The 14,382-nt window shown below is 42.1% G+C and carries 17 protein-coding genes; 10 read left to right on the top strand and 7 right to left on the bottom strand.

Features of this window, described 5'->3' with window-relative positions:
* The first annotated feature begins 95 nt into the window (after positions 1-95).
* Positions 96-419, top strand: a complete 324-nt coding sequence (locus V7K97_RS08135) for an HNH endonuclease (RefSeq protein WP_334800346.1) — start codon at positions 96-98, stop codon at positions 417-419.
* 54 nt (positions 420-473) lie between these two features.
* Positions 474-686 (top strand): hypothetical protein, encoded by a 213-nt coding sequence (locus V7K97_RS08140; RefSeq protein ID WP_334800348.1) that lies wholly within the window; start codon positions 474-476, stop codon positions 684-686.
* Between the two features lie 19 nt (positions 687-705).
* Here the strand turns inward: V7K97_RS08140 and V7K97_RS08145 are convergent, their stop codons facing one another.
* The 3 genes from V7K97_RS08145 to V7K97_RS08155 form a co-directional block, all read right to left on the bottom strand.
* Positions 706-855 carry a hypothetical protein gene (locus V7K97_RS08145; RefSeq protein ID WP_334800350.1) on the bottom strand — a complete coding sequence of 50 codons (150 nt, stop codon included), beginning with the start codon at positions 853-855 and terminating at the stop codon, positions 706-708.
* A gap of 187 nt (positions 856-1,042) precedes the next feature.
* A complete protein-coding gene (locus V7K97_RS08150) occupies positions 1,043-2,389 on the bottom strand; it encodes a hypothetical protein (RefSeq protein ID WP_334800351.1) in 1,347 nt (448 codons plus the stop codon).
* Positions 2,390-2,478: 89 nt separating this feature from the next.
* A complete protein-coding gene (locus V7K97_RS08155; RefSeq protein ID WP_334800352.1) occupies positions 2,479-2,916 on the bottom strand; it encodes a hypothetical protein in 438 nt (145 codons plus the stop codon).
* A 568-nt stretch (positions 2,917-3,484) separates the two neighbouring features.
* On the opposite strand from V7K97_RS08155, the gene V7K97_RS08160 reads away from it, so the two are divergent.
* From V7K97_RS08160 to V7K97_RS08180, 5 genes are all read left to right on the top strand, one after another.
* A complete protein-coding gene (locus V7K97_RS08160; protein WP_334800354.1) occupies positions 3,485-4,045 on the top strand; it encodes a hypothetical protein in 561 nt (186 codons plus the stop codon).
* Positions 4,046-4,618: 573 nt separating this feature from the next.
* Positions 4,619-5,068, top strand: a complete 450-nt coding sequence (locus V7K97_RS08165) for a hypothetical protein (protein ID WP_334800355.1) — start codon at positions 4,619-4,621, stop codon at positions 5,066-5,068.
* A 127-nt stretch (positions 5,069-5,195) separates the two neighbouring features.
* A complete protein-coding gene (locus V7K97_RS08170) occupies positions 5,196-5,762 on the top strand; it encodes a hypothetical protein (RefSeq protein ID WP_334800356.1) in 567 nt (188 codons plus the stop codon).
* Positions 5,763-6,340: 578 nt separating this feature from the next.
* Positions 6,341-7,435, top strand: coding sequence for a DUF1350 family protein (locus tag V7K97_RS08175; RefSeq protein ID WP_334800357.1), 1,095 nt, complete (start codon positions 6,341-6,343; stop codon positions 7,433-7,435).
* A gap of 225 nt (positions 7,436-7,660) precedes the next feature.
* Complete coding sequence (locus V7K97_RS08180) at positions 7,661-8,362, top strand: hypothetical protein (protein ID WP_334800358.1); 702 nt, start codon at positions 7,661-7,663, stop codon at positions 8,360-8,362.
* Here the strand turns inward: V7K97_RS08180 and V7K97_RS08185 are convergent.
* The 3 genes from V7K97_RS08185 to V7K97_RS08195 form a co-directional block, all read right to left on the bottom strand.
* A complete protein-coding gene (locus V7K97_RS08185) occupies positions 8,328-8,594 on the bottom strand; it encodes a hypothetical protein (protein ID WP_334800359.1) in 267 nt (88 codons plus the stop codon). The genes V7K97_RS08180 and V7K97_RS08185 overlap by 35 nt on opposite strands.
* A gap of 51 nt (positions 8,595-8,645) precedes the next feature.
* Positions 8,646-9,071 (bottom strand): hypothetical protein, encoded by a 426-nt coding sequence (locus tag V7K97_RS08190; RefSeq protein WP_334800360.1) that lies wholly within the window; start codon positions 9,069-9,071, stop codon positions 8,646-8,648.
* A gap of 366 nt (positions 9,072-9,437) precedes the next feature.
* On the bottom strand, positions 9,438-11,051 hold the full coding sequence (locus tag V7K97_RS08195) for a mechanosensitive ion channel family protein (RefSeq protein WP_334800361.1): 1,614 nt from the start codon (positions 11,049-11,051) through the stop codon (positions 9,438-9,440).
* Positions 11,052-11,220: 169 nt separating this feature from the next.
* Between V7K97_RS08195 and V7K97_RS08200 the strand changes: the two genes are divergently transcribed.
* Positions 11,221-11,607, top strand: a complete 387-nt coding sequence (locus V7K97_RS08200; protein ID WP_334800362.1) for a nuclease A inhibitor family protein — start codon at positions 11,221-11,223, stop codon at positions 11,605-11,607.
* A gap of 299 nt (positions 11,608-11,906) precedes the next feature.
* Here V7K97_RS08200 and V7K97_RS08205 read toward each other — a convergent pair whose 3' ends face one another.
* Positions 11,907-13,199 carry a hypothetical protein gene (locus V7K97_RS08205; protein WP_334800364.1) on the bottom strand — a complete coding sequence of 431 codons (1,293 nt, stop codon included), beginning with the start codon at positions 13,197-13,199 and terminating at the stop codon, positions 11,907-11,909.
* On the opposite strand from V7K97_RS08205, the gene V7K97_RS08210 reads away from it, so the two are divergent.
* Together V7K97_RS08210 and V7K97_RS08215 are read left to right on the top strand one after the other, a co-directional pair.
* The gene (locus V7K97_RS08210) at positions 13,176-13,823 is read left to right on the top strand and encodes a pentapeptide repeat-containing protein (RefSeq protein WP_334800365.1); all 648 of its coding nucleotides are present in this window, start codon (positions 13,176-13,178) and stop codon (positions 13,821-13,823) included. The two genes, V7K97_RS08205 and V7K97_RS08210, sit on opposite strands and share 24 nt — an antisense overlap.
* Before the next feature lie 12 nt (positions 13,824-13,835).
* Positions 13,836-14,342, top strand: coding sequence for an nSTAND1 domain-containing NTPase (locus V7K97_RS08215; RefSeq protein ID WP_334800367.1), 507 nt, complete (start codon positions 13,836-13,838; stop codon positions 14,340-14,342).
* Positions 14,343-14,382: the final 40 nt, after the last annotated feature.

The following is a 14,382-nucleotide window of genomic DNA, read 5'->3' on the forward strand; positions in this document are numbered from 1 at the left end:
GCGATCGCTATATTGAATCGGCGGCTCATGGGATTTAAATTTATGGAGTTTGCAACTCCTCTATTATATGCAGCTTCATATTAAATTGGTATAAGTTGCTAAAACTTCAAAAGGGTAAATGTCCTTGGTGCGGTTCAAGCTTCCAAGAATGGGATGTTTTAGAAGTAGACCACAAAATCCCCAGAGCATTAAGAGGCAAGGATGAGTATAAAAATCTGCAATTATTACATCGGCATTGTCACGACGAAAAGACCGCACTTGACTTAAAAGAAATTAGGAAGAAAGACCACTCAAAATTCCGAGAGAAACTTTCTCAATTTTGGAATAAATCTAACTGGGAGTGGATACATGATATTCCTAATTTCATAGGTCATGCTGTCAGGAAGTCCGACATGACAAATGGACAACACACTGAGTAGCCGTGTGCGGTGAAAGTCGCAAGCACGGTTCCGAATGGGAGGGGTGATGCAGTAATGCACACCTCGACCCTACCAAGAAATAGGGGCTGGAGTCTTAGAAGTGCGATCACTGCCCCTGCTACCAACGAAGCGATCGCTTATTCTACTCAGAAGGTGATGATATTGTCCTCAGATTCATCTTCCCTGATGCTATTTTTTCCTCGCTTGATTGAGGGCGATGGCTACGGCGGCAAGCTACGCATCCTTAACTTTTCCTCGCTTGAATGAGGTGCGAGGCGATCGCACATCAAATTACTTTGGTCGCCACTTTTCCTAATGCCATCTCTAAACGGTTGGTAAATTCTGAGGAGCGTAGGCTAGCAAAAACCGCAGGTATCGCTTTCCCTTTTCCTCGCTTGATTGGGAGAGCGATGGCGTACCCGCCCGCCGCAGGCATCGCATCGGTGGTTTTTGGAGTTTTTTGTGAAAGCAGTAAAGTGGGTACAATGACACCCCCACTGTCTGCTAAACTCTGCTTCTAGGAAACCTAGATATCCAAATATTGATAATGTCGTTAGTACATGGCGGGCGATCGCTTTTTACTGTTTATTGCTTTATGCCAGAACTCCCAAATTTTAGTCGAGCTAGATAATCTTTTTCTGACTGAGCTTCCTGATTTCTGTAATCACACCATCAACTCCATGATTGCTATAAATAATTAGCAACCGTTCGGCAGACAAGTAACTTAGCACAGGATTGCGAAATTGTAATATGTATTTTGTATCCGTAGGATTGTAGCCGAACTGGGGAGCGATCGCTCTCAATTGCTCTTGAACAGTAGTAACAGCCGGAATTGATAAAACAAAATCGGCATCTGACAGGTTATGCAAGGCATACTCAGCCAGAAAGTTAGTAAGTGAAGAATTTGTAGTGAGCGCGAAGCTGCCAAGCTTACGGACTATCGGCAGACGCATTTTGTGTTGCTTATCCATGAATAAGTAACCTTGGGCTACAGGGTCAATTCCAGCAATAATTGCAGCCGCACGTAACCAGTTAACTACCTTGTACTCGTTACCGAGAGTGGGAGATGAGTGAGCGCAAGCTTGAGTAATCACAAACTCTGGGGATAACTTTCGCTTCATCGTCTCTGCCAAACTGATGATGTGATGACCACCAGTTCTAGAATCGCCCGACGCACCATAATTGTCTGTTTTACCATTCCCACCGAAGTTCAACTCCTGAAACTCAGTGCCTGAAGCATTCCACTGAAAAACTATTGATTTAGCCCAGTCATGCCAGATTGGTGCTGCAATTAATAGGTCGTTATTGATATAAATGCCTGAATCTACTTTGCTTTCACTATCTGGATTGACAATTGGTAAACCATTACTGTTTGTTTGACCATATATTAGCCGATAGTTAGTCGCAAAGCTCAAATTACTAATGTTATTAAATGCTTCATGTATTGGTAGTCCTCCGGGATAAGCATGGTGACTGTTATTTCCACTTCCAGGTGCAGAGAAAAAAGATTGGGGAAGTTGGGGGCAGACACTACCATCATTGCTAACTGGTGGGAAAATTCCAGCTATTAGTCCACCTGGAAAACTCATATCGTCCGCAGCATCTACCAAGCCGACTTTGAGCAATTGCTGTACAATCTCCTGCTTTTTGCTACCAGTTAATCCGGATCTATGCATGATACAGGTTGTGGGATTATCAATTGCATCAAGTGTGGCTTTTCTCAGTTTGGCATCTTTTATTTTCTCTGTCTGGTTTACCAAAAAAATTTTCGCTGACTGCACTAACGGGGATTTTTCAGCAAGCCTAATCGCTTCAGTATTACCCGCTCCCAACACCTGTTGGTTGGTGTTATTGCTCATGAAAGCATATCCTTTGGGTTTGCCTTGTTCCTCCTCTGCTCGTAAAGGTATGACCAACAATAATAAGCTTAAGCATAAACTTACTAATAATAGAAGATGAGATGATTTCATGCAGATTATCAGCCTTTAGTTACAAAAGATTAATCCTCTATTGCAGTTGCCTCTAGAAAATTTACTTCCTAGACGCAACTGCAACTTATTTAGGTGTAAATTAGCCCGTGTGAATCTTGACTACGAATGGGAAATTCTACAAAACCCACTGGATGATGAGTAAAATGCAGTACAGACAAACCGGGATTATCTTCTGTCGCATAGGCAATAGATGCGTCTATGTATTCACCCTGTAACCGTGCTAGTTCTCCTGCGATGAATGGTACTGGATCTACTAACCCTTCATTATCGCCGAAGCGAATAGCCACAAAAATTTCATTGCTCACTTCCAGTCCTTCTGGAAATCCCTCTGTATGCTCTACCTGAATATTGCTTAAAATTAAGTGTTGGTGATTCGCACCATGATGATTTTCTGGAGCCGGAAACAATTTTTCAATCTTCCCAACTACTCGAATTAGTGGTGCGCCCAGAGAATGTTTGAAACGATGATGATTGAGAAATCCTGTTGCTTTGGTAAATTGGCTCATAAAAAACTCCTTTTGAGAGTTGAAAAATTTTACTAGACACTTTTCAGTCAATCATGAAGCAAGGCTTTCAAAAGTATACATAAGATACAAATTTACAAATCTACTAAAGCAAAACATAGTCGGTTGGAAAGGTTTCAGTAGGAGTTATAGCCGGATTAGGCAGCATCTTTGGTGCAAGCGATTGTACCTAGCTTAAATAAAAATTAACCTCATTTTAATGTTGGCTTAAATTATAAAACTATGTTGTTTAGTATTAATGAATGTTACATATTGCCCAAGGTGGATAATATTATATGGAGTTGTTTGGAGAGTCCATAACAGTAGGTACTGTTTTCTTTCTAGTGTTGGCAGTGGGACTGGTGCCGAGGGTCACGCCAAATTCTTCTGAACTCCCTGGATTCTTCTGTACTATCAATTCTTTGGCTTTTTCCTCGTAGTAATTGGCACAAGCCGCCCCACAGTGGTGTCAGCTTCTCAAAATTGTTGAAGAGTGCGCGATGGAGGTCAGTAATGATTCTCAGGTTTGCTTCGACTGCTATGATTATTTTTACTTGATAGTGAAATCAACGTGAAATTAAAGTTTACTCTGAGAATTATAGGCTATACACTGCTTGCGGTTTTAACGCCTACTGTACTAACTGCTCAAACTATTCCGTATGGAACGGCACGTAGACCTCATACTTGCCCATCGCGGGTAGAACCAAAAACAGGAGCGCCTAGCGTCGAACAGGCAAAGATGTATTTTCTCTGCGACGAGGAATGGAAGTTTGGCACTGCCGGGGAAGGTTATTTCACCAGTTATTTGTGGCTTGTTAACGATCTCAGTCTTCAGGTTGCCCCACGCTCCCGTCCGTTCAACATAAGCGATCTTCAATTCATTAAAAAATACCACGAAGGGGTTATTTTAAGCATCGATACAGAACAACCCATATATGATATCAGGGGAAGCTTCACTAATTATATTTGCTATGACATTAAGCGCATTTATCCGATTGGAAAAAACTGTACCGTCTCTCATTTTCCTAACAACAACGGCATCTGTTTCCGAAATACTTTTGGTGACTGGCACTGCCGGATGATAGGTTCACCAGAAAAAATTGAGAAACACTCACCGCCACCTGAGAATTAGTGAACTGCACTCATCAGAGTTGGAATCGGCGCGATCGCTCCTTTCCTCTTTGAAAATGGGAAAGCAATGACACGGAACAATGGCAAGAAGTTGATGTGATGAAAAAACATTCCAGCGATCGCCCAAAATACAAGAGAGGAAATGTAGCAGACATCGCCCTAGCATCTGTGCAGAATACAAGCGTTCGCGAATAGCGTCTCGTTGGCGCAGCCTAAGAAGAGAAGAGAGGAAATGTTAGTCCAAGGGGCGATGCCTAGGTTGGCAAGCTACGCACCCCCGAACCAAAAATGTCGCTAGTCATACTAGTCATCAAACTCTTGTACAGAGGGCATTTTTCTCTATCTATTTTATCGCTGCTAAACACTGATACAGCAAGGGTACTGATCTTGCTTTCAAGTTTCTGTGAACGGTTTAGGTATTGAGCCGAGACAACCAAAATGTTGGGATTTGAGGGATTGACATAGATCAAACCGATGATTTCTCTAAAATCTGCATAAATAGCGAAAAATCAGCAGATAAGACTATTGAGTGTATATCCAGAGAATTTGTAAAAGTTAAACAAGGAGAATCATCATGAATTCATTGAAGATGTTCAGAAATCCAGCAAAGATTTTGGCATTTGCCCTGTCATTTATTATATTCTGTTTCACTACAGGGGCGATCGCAGCGCCAAGTACCTTTGCTACCTTAATTATCACCGAAAAAGCTCCAATCACCGGAGGGAAGTTCAGTATCAACACAACAACTACCCCTTTACCAGCTACAACAGTTATTCGCTCTGCTAAACTTTCCTTAGCTGCTGGTGAAACTGGAACAATCAATAAGATTAAAATTACTAGCCCAAATGGACTTGAATTTGGTTGTCAAGATATTCAGGTGAAGAACGGTGTTGATTTAATTAAAGCCTGTGGTGGCCCTGCTGTTTTAGAAGCAGGAGGAGCGATTACTTATGTAGCTGAAGGAAGTGGTTTTGCACCAAAACTTAACACCAAGCTAACAGTTGTTTTATCGGATGATTTTTAGACACCATTTTTAACCGGAATTACAGCCACAAGTCTGGTGAATAAATTGAGCTAACTTTTATACCAAGCACAAATTAGCTGCATCAAATTCAGCACTCAATATTTGTGCTTGGAATAGATAGAGCGATGTGACTACATTACTTATGTCAATAATTTATCCCTTAACACATTTAAGTCTTGCCTTGAGCGAATGGGTATTAATAGGCTGGGCAATTCGTCTGTGGCAGCAATCAACCAGCCTCGCAATGATTGTGTTGCCTATAGTGCTAGTGAGCATTAGCTATGACAATCTCATTCTTTCAATAGGAAGTTTGATTGGTGAAGGAGAGCTTTTGAAAACTCTCAGTATGCTGCGCTTTCTATTACATTATTTAGTTGTACCGCTATTCATTGTGATTGGTGTTGAACTCGCTTACCGCGCCGCAGCTAGTTGGGCTAATAAAATAGTGCGGGTTTTATCTTGGGTAATTGCATTGGGACTCGCTGCCATCGATGTTGCCACCCACTATATAGGGCTGGAACTAGTTCCAATAGAGTTTGCGGGAATCCTGCGCTATCATGTTGCCAACTTGAGCGGCCCGCCAATTATCACGATTGTAGTTAATCTGTTTGTCCTACTAATTGGCATCGGTATTTGGTTCAGGCTGAAATGGCCGTGGTTATTTGTAGGAACTTTGGTTCTCCCTTATTGGTAATGCGATGCCCTCCTCAGCAGTAGGTACGCTTGCTGGAAGCTTTTCTGAATTGGTAATGGCAATAAGTTTGTTGTTAACTGAGGAGCGTACACAATTTTTTCTTGTTACTCAAGGAGGAACAACTTTTCTCTCTAGTGACTAAAAGACGCTACCTCCTCAATGTCGATTAACTACGCTTACAGCGCTTCCGGCTATTATGCAATATAGTTTTCTCCTTGCCCCTCTCCTATCATTGCTTTCAGCTTTTAGGATGTACCTCATAGCTGCCGGAAGTGCTGTATCCCTCTTCTGTCACTCTCCGAAAACATTTGCCTTTTCTAACATCTAGAGCTTTTGTATAGCAAGCGATCGCGCGATTCTTTTTTAATAACAAATACAAGACCTATTTTTTTCTAATAGTATAGCTTGTATTGATTGCCTCATAAGGCTTCTAGCGATCGCCCTCCCGGAGAGTGACAGAAGAGGGGTATCCCGACAGCGATCGATCGCTCTTGCGGGTTTATCTGGTGCTGAATGCTCCGCAAGGTGTCTAAAGCAAAGCCACCAAAATTTTATGCTGTTGCTCAATCAGGAAGATTATGAGTCTAAAGGTGAGATTTCAACCAGTTTCTTTTAGTTGGGTTGCTCTGCATCCTCAACCTCAAGGAGTAATCCAATTCATCGGTGGGGCTTTTTTCGGTACATTTGTCCCCATGCTTTTTTATCGCTATCTACTCGAATGTTTATTCAAGCAGGGCTATACAATAATTATTCTGCCATTCAACTTTACTTTTGACCACTATGCAGAGGCTGGATTTCTCATCAAAGAACAATATACACTTATGCCGGAATTGGTGAGAATGGCAGAACAAGTAGGTTATGAATATGAAATTTACTTAGATGATTCTAACTTTTATTGGATAGGCCATAGTATTGGCTGTAAATATATTGCACTTTTGGAAGCATTTAGTGCCTTACCCAAAGAAGTATACGAAATCAAAGAGTTGATCCGTGAGGTAGTCAAAAAAACATCAGGTAATTTATCTCCAGAAAAACAAGAAAAAAAAGTTCAAAGTGTTTTTACTGATCTGGAAAATCTAATTAATGAACTTCAGGGTAAAAGTTCTCAGGCGAAAAAATTAGTTTCCTACTATGTCAATCAAGATTCTGCCAGAGTTCAGAGAAATTTTGCTGAGTCGGATGTAAAAATTGCCAGTATCTTTATTAAAAATCAGGGATCTCTATTTTTAGCTCCGGTCAATACTGGACTTGACAGCGCAATTAAACCTAAAATCTTCGCAGATTTTATTATCCGTCTTGGTTTGAATGTCAAACCAACCCCTGAAGAAACGGATGCTTTAATCGAAAACAGTAATTTATTTAATTTGCTAGGTTTGGTTTATTCTCCGTTAGATAATATAGGTAAATCTACGTTGCAATGGTTCTTTAATATATTTAAAAAACCCCCAGAAGATTTCCGAGCAGAATTCAAAGGTGGACATTTAAGACCTCTAGGATTAAGTCTAGGTAATTTAGTTATCAATTTCCCAGATACTTTTTCGGTTCCCCCCATTCAATCCACCAATAGAAGAAACGCTGAATTTGAACTTTATGTACTTCAATTGCTCAATTATCTCAAACAAAAACGCCAATTCAGGAGGCAGGAGGTCGTTCGCGCAGAGCGCCCGACTTAGGCGATTAGCTACGCCCCACAAAGAAGCGATCGCTATAAAGTGGTTTTGATGAGCAGCGCCACTTAAAAATACTTTTCGAGGAAAACCAGAGCGATGCCATTCGCGGAGCGTCTCGTAGAGAAGGCGGGCGGGTACGCCATCGCACCTCCCAACTTTGTAAATTTCATCACCGCCCTCGCAGCTAGAATTAGTATTACTCTAATCAGAAAATAAAGCAGCAATTCTATGCCAGTTACATCTACTGATAATCCTCATTCCTTGCTCTATGGTTTAGCCAATGGGTCAGTCAAAGCACTCGAACATGATGAAGCGATCGCTGCAAACAAGACTTTGGCACTGCAATTACAGTCTAGACTTCAAGATTTTTGGCTTTTGAATTCACCTGATGGACTTTGGGGACCAAAATCTGCCAGGGCGCTAAATGCTTATAAACATTTTCAAAATCTCAGTGAACCAGGGATAAATCCCCATATTGCTGCTAGCCTGCTCAATACCAAGCCGACTGACTTAATACCAGGATTTCAACTCAACGGTGACTGGCCGAGTCGAACCGTGATGTGGATCACCTTACATAATCAACATATTAGTACTAACGGGAATGATGGAGAAATCAACGTCGTTTATTTTCGGGGATTAGACCGCAAGGGAGAATGGAATGGTAATGCACCATTTGTCTGGAATGACCGACGTTGTGTATTAGTAATCAAAAACCAAGTTCCCAGCTTTGCGGGTAATTGGTTAGGCACTTGTGACCCAGGAGAATATTACTGGGAAAATCCTATGAACCAGGAAGGGTGTGCAGATATCAAGGCATGGCAATACCAAGCTTGGAGCGTTGGTCATCACCACGGTAGCACCGGAGATCAATTGGCTCTAGTCCAAACTGGAGATATTACAGTGTTGCGTGGCAGGCTGGAGTTAGGGTAATCGAAGTACCAGATAATTTATCGTAGGGACGTGTTTCTCCCCAAGGATAGATTTTTTGTTGCTGCAAATCTTGCCAGTGTCGTTGCATGGCTTTTATTACTATGGCTTTTATTACTATATTTGAATTATATCCGTAATCCTCAGTGCAAATTGCTTTGGCTGGTAAACTTGTTACTATTAAATTTAAAGTGGCAGCACTCAAAGATAAAAATAAAAGCTGAATTTTCAACATATACAAATTATTTTAATAGTCATGATTGGAACTGATATAATTTTACTACTCTTACAAAGAGAACCGATACAAAACATTTCCATCATCATTTACTTCAAAATCAGCATTGAGTTCCTTGGCTTTCTCATCTAAATATTGTTTAGCTAACTGGGTTGATATTTCAGCATTTTTCGCCAGTTGCAATACTGTTATTCTGCCAGCATTTTGCTCAATTAATTCTAAGAACACTAGCTGAAGACGCTGTTGTTCTGATTCAACAAGTAATGCTTGTTGTTTTCGATTCTGCTGCACTAAAGACCAACTCAACCAGCCTCCTAGAATGGTTGACGGAATAGTAAGAATAGTTAAAGCGGCTACATCATTTTGTTTTTCTTGAGCGGGAGTTTTGGGATTGAGAATTTCTAGAATCATCACAGCAGAAAAGGGAATGCCAAATAATAGAAAACAGATTGCTAAAATTTTTTTAATTAATTTCATATAACTTTTTCCCTTACTAGAGTTGGCAGGAGGCTGGAGGAAATTCAAAAATAATGGCTCTATTATATAACGTATAATAAAATACCTGCTACCCGGAGATTTGGCACAGTGTATGAGGCGATGCCCAACTCTTAGAGACGCTCCGCGAACGGCGCAGGCTCAGGGTAAGACCTGCGGTGGTAACAGAACTTGCGTTGCCCTGAGCAGTTCGACAGGCTCACGGTGTCACTTTGTCGTACTCTCGCCCTCCTAAAAATCAAGCCAGCCAAAGTTGCACCTCAAGAGCGATGCCTAACGGCGGGCTATTCGGCGTCGCGCAAGTTGCTTTCCTCTAAGAATTATTTAATTGTGTGACTCACCAGAACTTTAAGCTTGGTTATCGCCATTCGTAGTTGGATGTATATGTTGTCCGTTGTTGGAAAATTGATCGAGTAATTGTGGCGAAAGTCCTAATGTGCCAGAACGCAGATGCAAATCTATTTGCGGAAAAGGAATCTCTATTTTTTGTTGCTGAAGCACTTCGTAGATGTTGTAATACAAATCACTCTTGAGCAAAAATTGCTTATTAGGTTCCGCAGTCCATACCAATAGCTCAAAATTCAGAGAACTATCGCCAAGACCGTTAAATAGAACTAGAGGAGATGGAGTCTCTAACACACTACTATGCTTCTTCGCTGCCGACAACAAAGCAGCTTGAACCGCTTTTGGATCAGAACCATAGGCAACACCAACGGGAAGATGAATCCGGGAAATGGGGTTGCGGTGGCTCCAGTTAATCACTTCTTTTTCTAAAAAGCGAGAGTTGGGTACAATGATGGAAACGTGGTCGAGGGTACGAATCTCAGTACTTCGTGCGCCCATCCGCTCAACAATACCTTTATATTCGCCAACTTCTACAAAGTCTCCAAGTTCAATCGGACGCTCAAAAACTAGTACTAGACCACTACCAAAGTTCTTAGCAATATCCTGTAAGCCAAAGCCAATACCAACACCTAAGCCACTGGCAAGGATCGCCAGAGAACTAATATCAAGTCCCCACAGTTGCAATATTACCAATGTACCAATAAATATCAACCCATATTTTGTAATAATTGCAATCGCTTCTTGAGCGCTGCGATTAATGCCAGCAAAATTCAACAGGCGAGAACGTAACAGATTGGTTGCAGTTCCAGCAAAAATAACTAAGCCAAACAACAGACCAATCAAAATTACTAACTCGGTAATCGAGTAAGGATTTTTGCCAACTTCAAAGATCGGCGACGTGAAGCTTGTTACCAGAATATTTGTAATCTGGTAGCTCTCTTGACGAGTAAAAGAAAATAAATTGGTAATGTAAAGAACAACTCCTACCCAAAGACCGATGCGGGCGATCGCCAACACCAATTGGAAGAAAAATTCTAATGCTTTGATGCCTCCAGAGTCTGATGCACCCTCAGTGGGGGGAGTCAAACGTTGCAATGCTTTTTGTAATAAGTGATGCTTAATCCATCCCAGCAACCAACTCAAAATAGCAGTCAGCAGCAAAATTCCTACTGCTACCAGAGTTGTTCGCCGGAGATAAGTTGTAGTTCTCTCAAACTGTGCTTGCTGTAATGCCTGCTGAATTTGCTCTGACCAAATACTTGCCTGCTCATTAGCTGTGCTGCCTAAAACTGGATCTTGTTCTGTAACCGTCAACAGATAGCGGTTATTTAACAAAATGGTTGGTAATTGGTTGCGTTGCTCAATTTTCACCTGAATCGGTTGGTCAAATTTAACTGCATTTTTCAGCTGCGAATTAATCAAATTTGCCCGCTCAAGAGCGCTATACTGACCGGAATTGCTGATTTGAAAAAGCTGCCGTCCATCTAAAACAATTGAGGCTTGGGCTGGTGTCTGGGCGATGACTGGAGCTAGCCATAACCCCAAAACTAAAGTGAGGATGAGGACAACAGCAAATAGATACTTTGACAAAGGTCTAAAACGACGAGAACGATACATGGAGATTCTAACAATATAAGTTTTCTTTCTTCACTTAAATTTTACGCAAAGCTCTACTTGGTTTTTGCTGTTTACCAAAGTGTTTCATTAACAATTTGGTACTACACTGAATAGTTATCGAATTACCGAAATTAAGAAAGAAAGTAGATATCGCAATATTTAAGTGCTTATGACTAAAACTAACTCAAAAATCCTAGACCAGCTTCGTACAGCATCCGATGGTTTACTGATGATGAGTGAGAGTGACTATCCCCTAGAAGCATTTTTGTGGGAGACTACTGCACCCGCGACACCCGAAAAAGTCATACAACTGACTAGTCATCCTCAAGACACAACTGTTGAAGTAGTAGATATTGACAGCTTTTTTAGTGTAGCGACCACCCCCGAAGATTGGCATGGGGATGATGAAAAGGCTATAGTTGCCAGATTTCAAAAATTACTAGAGATAATCAAATCGAGCTTAAAAAACCCGCAGGTGTATCGCTTGGGAAGCGTATTGGCGTTCCAAAAAGGATGCCAGAACGGGTACAGTGCTGCCGAGGTTTTGATTGGTTGATATTTAGGCATTGCTCTCTAAGCCCGTTGAGTCTAACCCCTTCAAGCTGCGTAGCACTGCCGCAGATTTCCAAACCAAGGGTTTAACGTTAAAAAGCACAGGGCGAAAAGAGCAGCAACCTAACGCAACGCTTCATCATCTTCAAAGAAAAAAGTGATTTGTGTCAATTAGTACCAGAAAAATTCTGAGAGGAAAACTCAATGAGGCGATCGCCCAACAGCAAAGATATCAGCTTCGGCGCAATCAGGGTAAGAAAATAGTCTGTTTATTTCGGTGCCCGCCCTACTAGCAACGCCTGGTTAATTATAAGAAAAAGTACTGCCACTGAGGTTGCAAATCCGATTATGATGGTATTTAGTGATGAATTTTCCTACTAGATCATCAGACTTGATAACCTTAGTTGAATCCTCTTGGGGTGTGTCAAAGTTACAAGCGATCGTGCTGTAGTCTACGGTGGCCGTGGCATAGCTAGAGCTAGAGTTGTAAATACCGCCACCCTTGCCAGACTCTTCTCTACCAGAACTGAGTTCGATGCCGAAAGCTTTATTGTGCGTGATAGTGCTGTTGCCCACCGTTAGGATGCCATCATTGTAAATGCCACCGCCAAAGTGTGCCTGATTGTCACTAATGGTGCTATTGCTCACTGTAACGATGCCTAATTGAGTAGATGGAACGACTCCTTTTATGGAGTCGCCTTTGTCGGCGACGAATTGAGTATCTATATTAACAGAGCCAGAATAGTCGCCACCGTCGTCGGCATTATTGTAGATGCCACCACCCGCTTGACCCGCCGTATTACCACTAATACTGCTATAAATAAGGGTAACGAAGCCTAATTGATTGTTGCTGCCATTTCCGTTAGAGCTAGAGTTGTAGATGCCGCCGCCGTAGTCCCTGGCATAATTATTACTAATGGCGCTGTGACTCACTGATAGAGTTCCATTATTATAGATGCCGCCTCCAGTGGTTGCATGATTGTCACTGATAGTGCTACTGATAACGATGAGACTGCCATAGGACAGCGCAAAAATAGTTCCCAAAACTTGTGCATCAACAGAGGAAAATTGAAGAATGCCATAGTTGTATATACCACCGCCCTCCTGTGCTGTGTTGCCACTTATGGTACTATTGTTTATTACGGTAACATCGCTTACACGGGAATCAACCAGACCGAATAAGTTGTTAGTGTTGAAAATGCCGCCGCCCTCGCCCTTTGCTGTGTTGTCACTAATGGTGCTGTAGTTCAATGTGACATTACCAGCATTGAAAGTCCCATCGTTGAAAATGCCGCCGCCCTGTCCCGCCTTTACCTGGTTGCTACTAATGGTGCTGTAGTTCACCGTGAGGCTGCCACTGTTTAAAATGCCGCCACCGCCGACCTTGTATGCTATGTTGCCAGTGATAGTACTATGGTTCACTATGAGACTGCTACGGTTCCAAATTCCGCCGCCGCCATCGCCCGTTGCCAAATTGTCACTGATGGTGCTGTAGTTCAGTGTGATAATGCTCTTATAACTTTCAATGGCGTCGCCAATGTCTGAAATACCGCCGCCGATGTCTGCTGTGTTGTGAGTGATGGTGCTGTAGTTCACCGTGAGGTTGGCATCACTGTCAATGCCGCCGCCGCAGTCGCCCGTTGCCGAATTGTCACTGATGGTGCTGTAGTTCACCGTGAGGTTGCTCAGGCTACCAGTGTTCTCAATGCCGCCGCCGATGGCTGCTGTGTTGTCACTAATAGTACTGTAGTTCACCGTGAGGCTGCCATCGTTGGCAATGCCGCCGCCTCTGTCGAACTTTACTGTGTTGCCATTGATGGTGATGTTGCTCACCGTGAGGCTACCGCAGATGCCAGCTTTATCGGTGCAGATTTGAGCCAAGCCAATTTACAGGATGCAGATTTATCCAGAGCGAAATTAGTACAGACACAATTAAATGGAACTGATTTAACAGGCGCGACTCTCACCGGCGCATACATTCAAGATTGGGGTATTACTATCGACACCAAATTTGATGGGGTCAGGTGCGAATACGTTTATATGCGACTCCCCACAAAAGAGAACCCTGACCCCCTTCGCAAACCGGACAACAATAAAGAAGTGTTTGCAGATGGGGAGTTTGGTGATTTTATTCAACCAATTTTTGACACCCTCGACCTTTACCACAATTTTGGTGTTGACCCAAGGGCGATCGCTATCTCGTTCAAGCAGTTAAGCTAATCAGCATTTAAATTGCAACATGCTTTAGCCAGTCACGCAGATCAGATTTACAGGAATTTAAATACATCTGAAAAACAACAAGTAAGTCGAATTTTCATGCAATTAGTCCGCCCAGGTGAAGGTACTGAAGATACGCGACGATTGGCAACTAAAGCAGAATTGAGTGAAGACAATTGGTCATTAGTGCAATATCTAGCTGATGAGCGATTGGTGGTAACAAGTCGTAGTGTTGATGAGCAAGAGACTGTAGAAGTTGCCCATGAAGCGTTGATTCAGCACTGGCAGCTATTACAAAGTTGGATTGATGAAAATCACAGCCAAATTATACAGAAAAACCGCATCGAACGTTTGGCTCTTGAATGGGAAGATAATAAAAAGTCGCAGGATTATCTACTTCAAGGGAAACAATTAAATGAAGCTCAGGCGTTCCAAAAGAAAGAATCTGCTAACTTAACATTATCTAGTTTATACCAATTTAATATGAAGCTGCATATAATAGAGGAGTTGCAAACTCCATAAATTTAAATCCCATGAGCCGCCGATTCAATATAGCGATCGC

Origin of the sequence: Nostoc sp. (assembly GCF_036917815.1) — a bacterium.
Lineage (GTDB): Bacteria > Cyanobacteriota > Cyanobacteriia > Cyanobacteriales > Nostocaceae > Nostoc.